General features: G+C 75.9%; 9 protein-coding genes. 7 read left to right on the top strand and 2 right to left on the bottom strand.

Going from position 1 to position 14,537, the window contains the following annotated elements:
* Nucleotides 1-255: 255 nt before the first annotated feature.
* Together A6F73_RS29495 and A6F73_RS29500 are read left to right on the top strand one after the other, a co-directional pair.
* Nucleotides 256-606: a hypothetical protein gene (locus tag A6F73_RS29495; protein ID WP_063350555.1), complete on the top strand. Its 351-nt coding sequence runs from the start codon at nt 256-258 to the stop codon at nt 604-606.
* A gap of 217 nt (nt 607-823) precedes the next feature.
* On the top strand, nt 824-1,522 hold the full coding sequence (locus A6F73_RS29500; RefSeq protein ID WP_063350556.1) for a sigma-70 family RNA polymerase sigma factor: 699 nt from the start codon (nt 824-826) through the stop codon (nt 1,520-1,522).
* 60 nt (nt 1,523-1,582) lie between these two features.
* Here the strand turns inward: A6F73_RS29500 and A6F73_RS29505 are convergent, their stop codons facing one another.
* Nucleotides 1,583-4,402, bottom strand: coding sequence for an AfsR/SARP family transcriptional regulator (locus A6F73_RS29505; RefSeq protein WP_063350557.1), 2,820 nt, complete (start codon nt 4,400-4,402; stop codon nt 1,583-1,585).
* A gap of 351 nt (nt 4,403-4,753) precedes the next feature.
* Between A6F73_RS29505 and A6F73_RS44175 the strand changes: the two genes are divergently transcribed.
* Nucleotides 4,754-7,528: a BTAD domain-containing putative transcriptional regulator gene (locus tag A6F73_RS44175; protein ID WP_063350558.1), complete on the top strand. Its 2,775-nt coding sequence runs from the start codon at nt 4,754-4,756 to the stop codon at nt 7,526-7,528.
* Nucleotides 7,529-7,823: 295 nt separating this feature from the next.
* Entirely contained in the window at nt 7,824-10,232 is a 2,409-nt protein-coding gene (locus tag A6F73_RS29515) for an XRE family transcriptional regulator (RefSeq protein WP_063350559.1), read from the top strand.
* A 108-nt stretch (nt 10,233-10,340) separates the two neighbouring features.
* Here A6F73_RS29515 and A6F73_RS29520 read toward each other — a convergent pair whose 3' ends face one another.
* Complete coding sequence (locus A6F73_RS29520) at nt 10,341-11,606, bottom strand: serine hydrolase domain-containing protein (protein WP_063350560.1); 1,266 nt, start codon at nt 11,604-11,606, stop codon at nt 10,341-10,343.
* 249 nt (nt 11,607-11,855) lie between these two features.
* Between A6F73_RS29520 and A6F73_RS29525 the strand changes: the two genes are divergently transcribed.
* The 3 genes from A6F73_RS29525 to A6F73_RS29535 all read left to right on the top strand — a co-directional run bounded on the left by A6F73_RS29525 (nt 11,856) and on the right by A6F73_RS29535 (nt 14,522).
* Nucleotides 11,856-12,845: a phospholipase D-like domain-containing protein gene (locus tag A6F73_RS29525; protein WP_063350561.1), complete on the top strand. Its 990-nt coding sequence runs from the start codon at nt 11,856-11,858 to the stop codon at nt 12,843-12,845.
* A gap of 78 nt (nt 12,846-12,923) precedes the next feature.
* Nucleotides 12,924-13,808, top strand: a complete 885-nt coding sequence (locus A6F73_RS29530) for an alkaline phosphatase family protein (protein ID WP_063350562.1) — start codon at nt 12,924-12,926, stop codon at nt 13,806-13,808.
* A 123-nt stretch (nt 13,809-13,931) separates the two neighbouring features.
* On the top strand, nt 13,932-14,522 hold the full coding sequence (locus A6F73_RS29535) for a hypothetical protein (RefSeq protein ID WP_244293544.1): 591 nt from the start codon (nt 13,932-13,934) through the stop codon (nt 14,520-14,522).
* Nucleotides 14,523-14,537 lie beyond the last annotated feature (15 nt).

The raw sequence follows: 14,537 nt of genomic DNA on the forward strand, positions 1-14,537 counted from the left end.
CCCCCACCGCATCGGCCGCCCGGCCTGCACCCCCGAGCACCGGCCGGTCGGCTAGGTCCTCTCGTTCGGGCCTCGTCGCCGGCCGAACCGGTGTGCGGGCGGCAGCTGAGCGGCAGCTGCCCGGCCGTACCGGAAAACCCTCTGCTGGACCGGCTGTCAGTAGATACCGTCTTCGGATGGCACTCGATGCGGAACGAGTGCCATGCAGGAGCAGCCGGCGTGACTCCCGTGGGACGGGATGGGGGAGGGACAACGATGGATCCGGACGGGCCGGACGTGCGCGAGGTCGTCGCGGCGCTGGTACGGCAGGAGGAGCCGAGCAGGCCCGGGCCGCCCGCGCTGGTGGTGCCCGAGGGCACGGCGGAGGAGGTGACCGCCGCCGCCCGGCGGCTCGCCCTGCGGGCGCTGCCGACCGAGCGGTGGAGGCCGGAGCCCGCACCGGGGCTGCGGGAGCTGGCGGCGGCGCTGGTGGTCGACGAGCACCCCTCGGCACCGGCCTGGTCGGCGGTGGAGCGGGAGCAGCTGGCGACCTGGGTCGCAGTGTTGATCGAGCATCGGGGGGAGGACGGGGTCCAGGAGTTGGTGCGCGTGCTCAACGAGGCCTGAGGGGCGGCCTGGTGGCCACGGGATGGGCGCTGGATGGCCGCGAGATGTCCGGGATGTGGCCGTACGGAGTCCTGGCCTGCGGCCCGGCCGTGCGGGGCCCGGGCGTTGGCGGATCGTTGGTGCGGCCTTGGCGGCTGCGGGCAGTCTGCTGCTTGTAGCCGCCGGGGAAGTCCGGTCGGTGTGTCGCCCTGCCCTTGCCCGATCTGAGAGGCCGCGCGTGTCGAAGCAGCCCGTCGCCCAGCCCACGTCCGTCGCCCAGCCGCCCGTCGGCCCGCCGGCCGGCACGGACCCGTCGGCCACCACGGGATCCGCCCCCGCGCCCGGCACGCCGAAGGCGGCCCGCCCGACCCTCGACCCGGACACGCTCGCCGAGATCCACCGGCTGCACGGCGGCTACCTGCTGCGCGCGCTGCTGCGTGCCACCGGCGGCGACCGGGGCAAGGCCGAGGACATCCTCCAGGAGACCCTGCTGCGCGCCTGGCAGCACCCCGAGGCGCTGGCGGCCGGTGCCGAGCAGAGCCGTCCCTGGCTGTTCACGGTGGCCCGGCGGATCGCGATCGACCACTACCGGATGGCCGCCGCCCGCGCCAAGGAGGTGATCGGCGAGCCGCTGGAGGACCGTCCGCTCGCCGAGGACCCGTACGAGCAGGTGGTCGTCGCCCGGGACATCGCGCTGGCCCTGCGCCGGGTGCAGAAGCACCACCGCGAGGTGCTGGTCGAACTGCACCTGCGGGACCGCTCGGTGGTGGAGGCGGCGGCCCGGCTCGGGGTGCCGCCGGGGACGGTCAAGTCCCGCAACTTCTACGCGATCCGGGCGCTGCGCCCGGTCCTCGCGGCGGAGCACGGCTACGGCCCGGCCGACGGCCGCGGCCAGGCGGCCGCGCTCGACCGCTCGGGTGCCGCCGTCTCGCGCTGACCGCTGACCGGCTCCCCAGGGCGGCCACCCGGCGACCGGGTGGCCGCCACGGGGAGCCGGTCAGTGCCGGCGTGGCGAGCGCGAGTTCAGCGACTCCTCCAGGCTGGTGGTGAACTCGCTCTGCACCCCGGCCAGTTGATCATGGATGCGGAAGCGGTCGAGCGCCGAGCGCAGCCGGTCCAGGGCCTCCGGTTCACGGCCCCGGCTCAGCAGGTAGGCGGCGTGCGACTGTTCGGCGATGGCCTGGAGGTAGAGCAGGCCCGCCTCCTCGCAGCCGGCCAGCAGCCGGTGCCAGGCCAGGTCGACGGTCTCGCTGCGCCCGTGCGGGGGCAGGGTGTGCGCCTCGGTCAGCATCGACCAGAGATGGATCGAGGTGACCGGGCGGGCGGGCAGCAGCTCCCTGGCCTCCCGGGCCTGCCGCAGCGCGCCCTGCCGGTCCCCGGCCAGCAGGCTCACCCAGCTGTGGTGGACCAGGGCGACGGCCAGCGGCCGGGGGTCGCCGGATTCCACGGCCAGCGCGGCCGAGCCGGATGCCAGCCGGGCGGCCTCGGTCGCGCTGCCCAGGATCGCGGTGATCAGCGACTGGGTGGCGAGCGCGCGGGCGTACGCGGCGCGGCCCGCGGGCCCGGTCGCGGCCTCGCCGGCGGCCACCGCCCGGCGCGCCGCCTCGGCCGCCTCCTGACGGCGCTCCAGCCCGAGCAGCGCGTTCGCCCGGGAGCCGTGCAACTGGGCGGCGGCCAGCTCGTCGCCGCACCGCTCGGCGGCCCGGACGCCCGCGCGCAGACAGCCCAGCCAGTCGGTGAACCGGCTGGAGCCGTAGTACAGCGGGCCGGCGGCCTGGGCCAGCCGCCAGACCCGGTCCGGGTCGTCGGCGGTGCCGGTGATCAGCGCGCGGATCGCGGGCTCCTCGGCCTGGAACCAGTCCAGTGCGGCGCGGATGCCGTCGGCCGGCGGCAGGGCCCGCGGCGGGTGGACGAGCGTGTCGAAACCGTCCTGGCCCGGCTCGATGAACTCGCCGCCCTGCCGTAGCGCCGCCTGGTAGTAGTCCAGCAGCCGCTCCCGGGCGAGGCGTCGGCGAGGCTCGGGCTGCTCGGCGAGCAGCCCGGCGCTGAACAGCCGGACCAGCTCGGCGCGGCCGTAGCGCCCGGGCGCCGCACCGGTGAGCAGGTGGTGGGCGGCGAGTTCGCCGAGCGACCGGCGGGCGGTGGCCGGGTCGGTGCCGAGCACGGCGGCACTGGTCAGGGTGTCCACCTCCCGGCCCGGGTGGGCGGCCAGGAGGGTGAGCAGCTCGGCGGCACCGGGGGAGAGGCGGCGGTACGTCAGGAGGAGTTCGGTGGTGACGCCGGTCGCGCCGTCGGCGTCCAGGACGGGCAGCCTGGTCTGCTCGTCGGCGAGTTCGGCGACCAGTTCGGCGATCGTCCAGTCCGGGCGGGTGGCCAGCCGGGCCGCGGCGATCCGCAGCGCCAGCGGCAGGTGGTCGCAGAGCCCGGCCAGTTCGGCGGCGGCGGCCGGTTCGGCCCGCAGCCGGTCGGGGCTGAGCGCGCGCTCCAGCAATCGCAGCGAGTCGTCCTGGGGCAGCGGGGGCAGCCGCAGCAGGGCCGCACCGTCGGCGGCCACCAGCCCCTCCAGCGAGCCGCGGCTGGTCACCACGGCGGCGCAGCCGGGCCCCTGCGGCAGCAGGTCGGCGACCTGGTCGGCATCGGCGGCGTCGTCCAGGACCACCAGCAGGCGTCGCCCCCTGGTCCGGTCGCGGTACAGCGCGGCCCGGCCGTCCCGGTCCTCGGGGACGGCGCCCTCGGAGACCCCGAGGGCCCGCAGGAAGCCGCCGAGGGCGGCCTCCGGGTCGGCCGGGCCGGCCGGGTCGAGGCCCCGCAGGTCGGCGAACAGCTGCCCGTCCGGGAAGTGCGGGGCGCGGCGGTGCGCCCAGGCGGTGACCAGCGCGCTCTTGCCGGCCCCGGCCGGTCCGACCACCAGGGCCAGGCCGTCACCGGCGCGCTCCGGGCCGCACTCGCCGTCCAGCCAGCGGCCCTCGCCGTCCCGGCCGACGAAGTCGACCGGTCGGCGCGGGAGTTGACGGGGCACCCGGGGCGCGGCCGGAGGGGCCGCGGAGCGGGCCGGGGCCGGCTGCTCGGCCCGGCCCCCGGACAGCACCTCGGCGAGCGCCGCCTGAAGCGCCGGGCCAGGCCGGATCCCCAGCTCGCGGTCCAGCCGCACCCGGGCCTGGTGGTAGGCGGACAGCGCGTCCGCCGGCCGACCGGCCTGGTGCAGGCAGCGCACCAGCAGCGCCACCAGCTCCTCGCGCAGCCCGTCCGTCCGCACGTGCTGCTCCAGGGCCGGCACCGCCGCCACCCCGCTGCCCTGGCGCAGCCGCAGCCCGGCCCAGCTGAGCACGGCGGCGGTGCGGGCCTGCTCCAGCTGGTCGACCACGGCCGCGCGCACGGCGGTGTCGGGCAGGTCGGCCAGGGCCTCGCCGCGCCACAGCCGCAACGCCTGCTCCAGCAGCGCGATCGCCTGCGCGTCCGCCGTGGCGCAGCCGAGTCCGGCCTGTTCGGCGGCCTGGTCGGTCAGCGCCTCGAAGCGCAGCGCGTCCACCTCCTCGGCCGGACCGGCCAGCAGGTAGCCGGACGAGCGGGTGTGCAGCACGAACGGGGTGTCGGCGATCGCCTTGCGCAGCGCCGCCACGTGCCCCTGCAAGGCGGCCCGGGCGCTGGCCGGCGGCCGCTCGCCCCACAGCAGCTCGCAGAAGCCGTCCACCCCGACCACCCGGCCCAGCCGCAACGCGAGCAGCGCCAGGATCGCCCTGCGCTGCGCCCCCGGCAGCGAGGCGAAGCCGTCCGCCCCGGCCCGCAGCTCCACCGGGCCGAGGAGCCGAATCCGCACCAGTACCCCCACTTCACCCCACGACGGGCAGGGCGTCCCCCCGCCCCATTGATGTCCCGGGCGTGCCCCGGGGTGGAGCAGTGTAGTGCCCTGAAGTGTCCTGTTCGCGCCAGATCGCCCGCTCCCCGGGCGCCACCGGGTGGCGGCGCCCGGCGCAACGGACGCCGAGCCCGGGCCCTGCGGAACCCGCGGGGCCCGCGTTCGACCCGACAAGATCCACAAATCCCGAGCAGACCCCATCCGGCCGCGTGCACGTGACCGGACCAGGCCTATCCTCTGACGACGCCGGGAAGACGCCGGAGGTTGTCGTCGGCGGCGGATCCGATCGGCGACAGGGGAGGAGAGGGCCGCATGCACATCGACCTGCTCGGGCCGGTCGCCGTACGACGGGACGACGGGACGACGGTCACACCCTCGGCCCCCAAACGCCGCGCCCTGCTGAGCACCCTCGCCATCCGGCTCAACCAGACCGTCGGCACCGACGAACTGATCGAGCTGGTCTGGGACGGCGACGCGCCCCCCACCGCCCGCGCCGCGCTCCAGGGGCACGTCGCGGCCCTGCGCCAACTGCTCGACTGCCCCGGGCTCACCCTGGGCACCCGCGGCGCCGGCTACCTGCTGGCCGGCGACCCCGACCGGGTGGACCTGCTGCACTTCCGCGGGCTCTGCGACCGGGCGGGCGTGCTGCGGCCCGCCCCGGCCGCGCCCGCCGCGAGCACCGAGCCCGAGCCGCATGATCCGGCCGTGCCCCTGCTGCGCGCCGCCCTGGACCTGTTCCGCGGCCCGGCCCTCGTCGACTGCGGGTCCGTCCTGCTGCGCGAGCGCACCCTGCCGCACGTCACCGACCTGCGGCTGCGCGCCCTGGACCGGCTCGCCGAGGGCCTGCTCGGGGCCGGCCGCGGCGGCGAGCTGGCCGCCGAGCTGGCCGAGGCGGCGGCCGCCCACCCGACCCGGCAGACGCTGGCCGCCCGGCTGGTCCGCTGCCTCGACCAGGCCGGCCGCCGGGACGAGGCGGCGGCCTGGTACGACCGGGCGGTGGCCCGGCTCTCCGGCCCGCCCGGCCCGGAGCTGCGCCACGCCGGTGAGCGGTCGGCGGACGGCCCCGAGCGGGACGGGCCGCCCAGACCCGCCCGGCTTCCGAGGCGCGGTGCGCCGGACCGCAGGTTCACCGGCCGGTCGGCCGAGTTCGCCCGGCTCGACGAGGCCCTGGCCGCCGCCGTCCGCTCCGGCCACCCGATCCTGGTCACCGGACCGGCCGGGGTCGGCAAGACCAGCCTGGTCCAGCACTGGTTGCAGCGGTCCGCCGAGCACTTCCCCGACGGAGTCCTGCACGCCGAGCTGGGCGGCTTCGATCCGGCCGGGCCCCGCGAATCCGCCGACGTGCTGGCCGGGTTCCTGCTCGCCCTCGGCGAGCCGGCGGGAGCCCTGCCCGCCTCGCCCGAGGAGCGGGAGCAGCGCTACCGGGAACTGCTGGCCGGCCGCCGGCTGCTGATCGTGCTGGACGACGCGCGCTCGTACGAGCAGCTCGCCCCGCTGCTGCCCGACCCGCCCCCGCCGGGGGACGGGCCGGCCTGGGACGGGGACCCCGGGGACGGGGACGGGGACACCGGCACCCCCGGCACCCCCGTCGTCGTCGTCACCAGCCGCAGCCGGCTGCGCGACCTGCTGGTCCGCGACGGCGGCATCCCGCTCCCGCTGGGCGTGCTCGGCGCCGAGGACGCGGCCGAACTGCTCGCCCGGACCCTCGGCCCGGCCCGGGTCGCCGCCGAACCGCAGGCGGCCGCCGACCTCGCCGCGGCCTGCGACCACCTGCCGCTCGCCCTGCGGCTGGCCGCCGCCCGGCTGGCCGCCCGCCCCGGCTGGACCCTGGGCGACCTGGCCGCGGAACTCGCCGACGAGCAGACCGGCCTCGCCACCCTGGCCGGCACCGACCGCGGCCCGATCGGCGTCACCACCGCCCTGGACCACACCTACCGCACCCTGCCGCCCGCCCCCGCCCGGCTGTTCACCCTGCTCGGCCTGCACCCCGGCGCGGTGATCGACACCGCCACCGCCGCCGCGCTCGCCGACCTGCCGCCCGCCACCACCCGCACCCTGCTGACCCGCCTCGACGCCGTCCACCTGCTGGAGGAGACCACGCCCGGCCGCTACGCCCGGCGCGAGCTGGTCCGGCGCTACGCGGCCGGGCAGGCCGCCGAACTCACCTGCGACGACCGGTTCGTCGCCCTCGACCGGCTGATCGCCCACTACCTCGCGGTCACCGCGGCCTGGACCACCGGAGGCTGGACCACCGCGGCCTGGACGCCCGAGGGCGGCGGCGCGGCCCCGGCGGACGCGGCCGCCTGGTTCCGCCGCGAGGAGAGCGCCCTGCGCGCGGTGGTGGTCTGCGCCGAGCAGTTCGGCCGGACCGCCGAATCCTGGCAGCTCGCCCACCGGATAGGCCTGCTGTACGAGACCACCGGCCACGACCGGACGCACTGGCGCGCCGTCACCGAGGCCGGCCTGCGCGCCGCCCACGGCTGCGCGGACCAGGCGGCCGTCGCCCGGCTGGCCACCGACCTCGCCGTCCTGCACGTGGACCGCGCCGCCCACCGCACCGCCGTCCAGCAGCTGGAACGGGCCGTGGCCGCCGCCGACCGGGCCGGCGACCAACTGCTGCGCCACCACTGCCGGGCCCGGGTGGCCGGTGCACTGCTGCGGGCCGGCCGTTACGACCAGGCCCTGCCGCTGATGACCGACCTGGTGAGCGCCGCCCGCACCCCGGCCGTCGGCGATCTGCTCGTGCGCGCGCTCACCGACCTCGCCGACGCGCTGGTCCTGGCCGGCGCCCCCGGCCCGGCCCTGGTCCACGCCGACGAGGCCGTCCGGGTCGCCACCACCCGTTCCGGCGTCGAGGCCGTCCTCGCCACCCAGAGCCGGGCCCGCGCCCTGCAGGCGCTCGGCCGCCGCGACGCCGCCCTGTCCACGGCCCGACTCGCCGTCGCCCTGGGCCGCACGGTCGGCGACACCGGGCTGGAGTCCCGTACCCACGGCCTGCTGGCGGACCTGCTGTGCGAACTGGGCCGTACCACCGAGGGGGCCGTCGCCAGACGGCAGGCCCGGGCCCTGGCGGCGGGGGAGCGCTGACGGTGCGCCGCCCCGCCGCCGCAGCAGCCCCGTCCCGCCCGTCCTGCTCGCCCTGTTCGTCCCGTCCGATCGGCGCAACCACAGGCGGAACTATGGGCAGAATCAGCACGCGCGGCCGTCCCACCAGTGGGTGGGACGCCGCGGCCCGCACCGGGGTGCCCGGCGCCTGAGCTGGGCGCTCGATGCTGGGAAAGAGCTGGGTACGAGGCATACTTCTGCCCGGGAATACTTCTGCCTGGGACGGTCGATCAGGCACAACGCCTGGCAGAAGTAACGGCGCTAGCAGGGGCGGGACATGACGGCTGTGAGCGGCACGGGAACGGGCACGGACTCCGAGGGGGCCGGCGACTTCGGCCGACTGCTGGCCGGGCACCGGGTGGCGGCGGGCCTGACCCAGGAGGAGCTCGCCGCGGCGGCCGGCGTCAGCCTGCGCGCCGTCGGGGACATGGAGCGCGGCCGCACCCGCGGGCCGCAGCGGCGTACCGTCCGGGCCCTGGCCGAGACGCTGGGCCTGGACGCCCCGCAAACCGCCGCGCTGGACCGGGCCGCCCAGTGCGGCCGCCCCCGGGGGACCAGGCCGGTGTCGGCCGCCGCCCCCACCCGTGGACCGGCCGCCCCCGCCCCCGCTCACGTCCCTGCCCCCGCCGGACCGGCCGAGACCGGGGACGCCGCGCCCGCCGCCCCGCTCGCCCCCGGCGCCCTCGCGCTTCCCCGCGACATCGCCGACTTCACCGCCCGCGAGGGCGCCCTCGCCCTGCTGGCCGAGCTGGCCGAGGACGATCGGCCCGCCCACCCCCGGGTGGTGCTGATCAGCGGTCAGCCCGGTCTGGGCAAGACCGCCTTCGCCCTGCACGCCGCCCACACCCTGGCCCCCTTCTTCCCCGACGGGCAGCTCTCGCTCGACCTCGGCGGCATGGCCGCCACCCCGCTCTCCGCCCGCGACGCGCTCGGCCAGGTGCTGCGCGCCCTGGGCGTCGCCGACAACGCCGTGCCCGCCGGGACGGAGGAGCGGGCCGGCCTCTACCGGGCCCTGGTGCGCGAGCGCCGACTCGTCCTGGTCCTGGACAACGTCGCCGACGAGAGCCAGGTGCGCCCGCTGCTGCCCGGCTCCGGGCCCGCCGTGACCCTGGTGACCAGCCGCAACGCCCTGCCCGGACTGGAGTCGGTGCTCCGCCTGCGGCTGGACGCCCTGGCCCCGGGCGAGGCCGCCGACCTGCTGGCCCGGATCGCGGGCCGCGAGCGGATCGACGCGGCGCCCGACGCCACCGCCGAACTGGCCCGGCTCTGCGGCTACCTGCCGCTCGCGCTGCGCATCGCCGGGCAGCGGCTGGTGGCCCGCCCGCAGCAGCCGGTCAGCCATCTGGTGCGCCAACTGGCCGCCGAGGAACACCGGTTGGACCTGCTGGAGACCGGGGACCTGGCCGTCCGCCCGGCCTTCGCGCTGTCCTACCGGCGGCTGCCGGCCGAATCCCAGCTGGTGCTGCGCCGCTCCGCACTGACCGCCGGGCACGACTTCACCGCCGCCGTCGCCGCCGCCTACGCGGGCCTGCCGCCCGGCCGGACCGAACTCGTCCTGGAGCAGCTGATCGACGCCGGGCTGGTGCAACTCGCCACCCCGGAGCGCTACCGGCTGCACGACCTGGTCCGGCTCTACGCGGGCGAGCGGCTCGACGCCGACGAGGGCCCCGAGGCGGTGGCGCAGGCCCGGGCCAGGGCCGGTGACTGGCTGCTGAACCGGGCCGCCGAGTACGGCCTGCGGTTCGACCCGGACCACGCGGCGGCGGACCCCGACGCCGCCCCCGACCCCGACGCCGACGCGGACCGGACCGGCCCCCCGGTGCCGCTCACCGAGGCGGCGCGCTGGCTGGAGGAGGAGCACCCGGAGTGGCTGGCCGCCCTCCACCAGGCCTTCGCCGCCGGCCGGCACCGGGAGGTGATCGACACCGCCGAAGCCATGCACTGGTTCTCCGACCGGCTGCTGAGCTGGGACATCTGGGCCGAGGTCTTCCAGCTGTCGGTCGACGCGGCCCGCGCCTGCGGCGACCAACTGGCCGAGGCCGTCCACGTCAACTACCTGGCGTGGACGTACGTCACCTGCCTGCACCGCTACCAGCGCGGCATCGACCTGGCCAACGAGGGGCTGGAACTGGCCCGCCGGATCGGCGCCCGGGAGCAGGAGGGCTGGGCGCTGACCTACCTCGCGGCGGGCCTTCGGCACCTGCACCGGCACCGGGAGGCCATCGACGCCTACCACCGGGCCGCGGACGCCTTCGCCGCCGTCAACAGCCGCGCCGGCTGGATCGGCCGGCTGGTCACGCTGCGCGGCGCGGCCAACTGCCTGCGCGACTCGGGCCGGGCCGAGGAGGCGGTGGAGTCCCGCCGGCGCGCGCTGGCCGGCGCGCTGGAGCTGGTGGAGCGCTGGTCCTCGCCGCTGATGCACCTGGCGGCGGCCATGACGGCCCACGAACTCGGCCTGGACCGCGCCGCGCTGGGGCGCTGGCCGGCCGCCGAGAAGGCCTACCGGCAGGCCCTGACCCACTATGAGGAGGTCGGCCGGCCGGACAGCATGACCAAGACCCTCACCGAGCTCGGCACCGCCCTGATCGAGCAGGGCCGCGCCGAGGAGGCCCGCGAACTCCTCACCGAGGCGCTCACCGACCTCAGCGCGGACGGCCCCCGGCAGGGGCGGCGCCGGACGGGGTGAGGCCCGCGCTGGCGAAGGCCCGGAGCCTCGGGCCCGGGGCCCGAAACGCGCACGCCCGCACGGCGGGTGGGCCGTGCGGGCGCGTGAGCGGCGGACTGTGCGGGTCGGTCAGATCCGGGTGTCCTCGACCACCGGCAGCGAGTGGTTCTCGGCGAAGGCGCTCGGGGCGAACGAGTTCCGCGGCGCGACGGCCGGCTTCTTGCCGCAGAAGGCCGGCTCCAGCGCGTTCATCAGGCCCTGCGTCACGGAGCCGTTGTTGGAGGCGTTGGCGAACACGACGACGGAGCGCTTGCCGTCCGGGGTGGCGAACGACTGGGTCTGGAAGCCCTGGACGATGCCGCCGTGGCCGTACACGTCGCCGCAGGACAGCGAGATGCGGCGCAGCCCGAGCCCGTAGCTGATCTTGGCGGTGGGGGTGGCCAGGGCGGCCGTCATCTGCTTCAGCGAGTCGTCTGAGACCAGCCCGCCGGAGCTGCCCGCCATCAGCGCGGTGAGGAAGTGGTCGAGGTCGGCGGCGTCGGAGATGACCGCGCCGGCGGTCCACACCCAGGAGCCGGTCTGCTGGGTGGAGTCCAGCAGCGGCTTGCTGCGGTTGTCGTTGGTGAGGTAGCCGGTGACGTGGGCGCCCTGGATCTCCTGGTCGGGCACGACGAAGGAGGTCTTGCTCAGGCCCAGCGGCTCGATGATCCGCTCGCGCAGGACGTCCTCGTAGGGGCGGCCGGTGAGGTGCTCGACCGCGAGGCCCATCAGGACGAAGTCGGTGTTGGAGTAGGAGTACCGGCTGCCGGGCGTGTACTGCTGGCCGTGCTTGACGGACATCGCCACCAGGTCGCGCGGCGCGTACACGTTGGTGCGGATGCGCGCCTCGAAGGCGCTGGTGGTCTCCTCGCCGGCCTGCTCCAGCAGGTCGTTGGTGTGGTCGTAGATCCCGGCGCGGTGCTCCATGACCTGGCGGCCCGTCATGGTCCAGGTGTCCGGCAGGGTGCCGGCCGGCAGGTAGTCGCGCAGCGGCTTGTCGAGGTCGATCAGGCCCTGCTCCGCCAGCTGCATCACGAGAACGGCGTTGAACATCTTGCTGTTGCTGCCGACCCGGAACCTCCACGAGGAGTTCATCGGGGTGCCGTCCAGGTCGGCCTTGCCGACGGCCAGCGAGCGGGTGGTCTCGGCGTCGCCGTGGTCGCGGATCACCGCGAAGGCGCCCGGGGCGCCCGCGTCGGTGGTGGCCTGGAGGGCGGCGCGCACCGCGGCCGTGTCCGGGGTGGGCGCGCTGGTGGTGCCCTGGTCGGCGGCCACGGCCTGCGCGGCTCCGGTCGCCAGCAGGACGACACCCGCGGCCGCCACCGCGAGCGGACGCAGAAGGCTGATCTTCGCCATGATCCTCTGTTCTCTCACTCGGCTGACGCGGCGTCGGCCACGTCCTCGAAGATCCACTATCACCGGCGGGGCCGGTGGCTGGCAAAGTGAACCGGATCGGCCGCACCATCCGTTTCCCGACCCGGGGTCAAGGTTTTACCTGCTGTCGTCTACCCGCGTCGACCGATCCACCCGATGCTGTTCGGGCGCCTCGCGCGTGCTCCCGCACCTTCGCCCAGGCCTTCCCCCTCACCGATCGTGGAGTTCCGCATGCCCCTGGCCACCTCCGCGCGCCGGGCCGGCGCGCTGCTGCTCGCCGCCGCCGGCCTGATACCGCTGTCCGGCACCGCCCAGGCCGCCACCGCCGCCACGTACACGCCGATCGTGTTCCCGGACCAGGACCACGGCGTCGTCTACGACCTCATCAACTCGGCCACCCGCTCCGTCGACGTGACCATGTACGAGCTGCGCGACACCACCGCCGTCAACGCCCTGATCGGCCGCCGGCGGGCCGGCCTCACCGTCCGGGTGATCCTCGACGGCCGGCACACCTCGGTCAACGGCGCCGCCTACTCGGCCCTGCGGGCCGCCGGCGTCGGGGTGACGTACTCCTCCTCCGCGTTCGTCTACACCCACCAGAAGACCGTCACCGTGGACGGCGCCAAGTCCCTGATCCTGACCGGGAACCTGGACTCCACCTACTACTCCAGCAGCCGCGACTACGGCGTCGTCGACACCGACGCCAACGACGTCGCCGCGATCGAGCAGGTCTTCGCCGCCGACTACGCCCAGACCTCGATCACCCCCTCCGACGGCGACAACCTGGTCTGGTCGCCCACCGACTCGCAGGCCCGCCTGCTGGACCTGATCAACGGCGCGCAGCACACGCTGGACCTGGAGCAGCTGGAGTTCGGCGACCAGGCCCTGGTGGACGCGGTCGCCGCGGCCGCCGGCCGGGGCGTCACCGTGCGGGTGGTGGGCATGAACCCCTCGTCCTACAGCAGCTACTTCGACCAGGTGGTCACGGCCGGCGGCCAGGTGGTCACCTACTCCTCGACCACGGGCCTGTACATCCACGCCAAGGCGATCGTCGCCGACTACGGCACGCCCTCGGCCAAGGTGTTCGCCGGTTCGGAGAACTTCTCCGACAACTCGCTGAACAACAACCGCGAGCTGGGCCTGATCACCACCGACTCCGGCGTGCTGACCACCGTCGAGTCCACCGCCGCCCGCGACTTCGCCAACGGCACGCCGTACTAGACGCCGTACCGGACCGGTTCGTCGCGCAGCCCTGATCGAGCGTCCGCGCCAGGGCCGCTCCCTACCCGAGGAATTGTCATGACTTCGTCCACCAAGCACGGCTCCCGCCGCACCGCCACCGCCCTCGGCTCGGTGGCCGCGCTGGTCGCGGCCTCCGCCGGCCTCTGGGCCGCCACCGCCTCCACCGCGCAGGCCGCCGCGCTGCCCGCGCCCGACCACATCGTCGTCGTGGTGATGGAGAACCACGCCTACAACCAGGTCGTCGGCAGCAGCAGCGCCCCCTACCTCAACTCCCTGGCCACCGGCGGCGCCAACCTCACCCAGTCGTTCGGCATCACCCACCCCAGCCAGCCGAACTACTACGCCCTGTTCTCCGGCTCCACCCAGGGCGTCACCGACGACAGCTGCGTCTCCGTCGGCGCCCTCCAGGGCCCCAACCTGGCCTCCGAGGTCACCGCCGCCGGCAGGACCTGGGCCAGCTACAACGAGACCCTGCCCGCCCAGGGCAGCACCACGTGCAGCAGCGGCAAGTACGCGCAGAAGCACAACCCCTGGTTCGGCTTCGGCAACGTGCCGCTGAACTCGGCCAGGACCTTCGCCCAGTTCCCGACCGACTACACCACCCTGCCGAACGTCTCCTTCGTCGTACCGAACCTCTGCAGCGACATGCACGACTGCTCGGTCGGCACCGGCGACACCTGGATCAAGAACAACCTCGGCGCCTACGCCACCTGGGCCAAGAGCCACAACAGCCTGCTCGTGGTCACCTTCGACGAGGACAACCGGCTCGCGGGCAACCGCATCCCGACCGTCTTCTACGGCGCCCACGTCACCCCCGGCAGCACCTCCGCCGCCACCTACAACCACTACAACGTGCTGCGCACCCTGGAGGACCTCGCCGGCGCCACCACCCACGCGGGCAACGCGGCCAACGCCGCTGACATCACCGGCATCTGGAACTGAGGCCCGCCGCCCGGCCCTCCACCAGGAACCGCCCCCGGACCACCGGCCGCCCCGCGCCCGCCGCGCGGGGCGGCCGCCGCGTCGGAGGTCGACAGCGGCGCGGGGGGCGGCAAGGATGGGGGCGTGCGATTCGATGCCGTGCCGATGCCGGAGCGGGTGGGGGAACGGCCCCGGGACGTCCGGGGCTATCCGGTGCCGGCGATCACGCCCTGGCGTGGCGGCGAGCCGCAGTTCGCGTTGACCGACCACGAGCGCAGCGCGAACTGCGCGCTGGAGCGCCTCTGTTCGGTGTGCGGGGGATTCATGGCCCAGGGCCCGGTGTGGCGCGTGGTCGGGGCGGCGGAGAGCGCGGCGATCGGGGCCGCGCTCGCGGAGGGGCGACCGTACCGCAACCTCGCGCCGACCATGGAGGGGCCCGGCCACCGGGCCTGCATGCTCTACGCGGCGATGGTGTGCCCGTACCTGGCCCGGCCGAACGCCCGGCGCCGGGCTGCGGCGCACGGCGGCGTGGACGGGCTGACGGCGGCCGCCGTGCGCGGGGCGGTGCGGGGCGGCGCGGGGGCGGTGGTCGGGTTCGGCGACTACGAGTTCGCCGTCACCGAGAGCCGGGTGCTGTTCCGTTTCCTGGATCCGGTCGAGTTCCTGCCGCACGAGTCCGCCGACGAGCAGCTGCCCGCGCTCCGGGCCGAGTTGGCCTCGCGCGGCGGACTTTAGCGGAGGATTTGCACT

The sequence above is a fragment of the Streptomyces sp. MJM8645 genome (genome assembly GCF_001625365.1).
GTDB lineage: Bacteria > Actinomycetota > Actinomycetes > Streptomycetales > Streptomycetaceae > Kitasatospora.

Bases quoted from the DNA above. Each gene is read 5' to 3' on its own strand.
- A6F73_RS29495 (WP_063350555.1), top strand. From the start codon at position 256: ATGGATCCGGACGGGCCGGACGTGCGCGAGGTCGTCGCGGCGCTGGTA.
- A6F73_RS44175 (WP_063350558.1), top strand. From the start codon at position 4,754: ATGCACATCGACCTGCTCGGGCCGGTCGCCGTACGACGGGACGACGGG.
- A6F73_RS29515 (WP_063350559.1), top strand. From the start codon at position 7,824: ATGACGGCTGTGAGCGGCACGGGAACGGGCACGGACTCCGAGGGGGCC.
- A6F73_RS29520 (WP_063350560.1), bottom strand. From the start codon at position 11,606: ATGGCGAAGATCAGCCTTCTGCGTCCGCTCGCGGTGGCGGCCGCGGGT.
- A6F73_RS29525 (WP_063350561.1), top strand. From the start codon at position 11,856: ATGCCCCTGGCCACCTCCGCGCGCCGGGCCGGCGCGCTGCTGCTCGCC.
- A6F73_RS29530 (WP_063350562.1), top strand. From the start codon at position 12,924: ATGACTTCGTCCACCAAGCACGGCTCCCGCCGCACCGCCACCGCCCTC.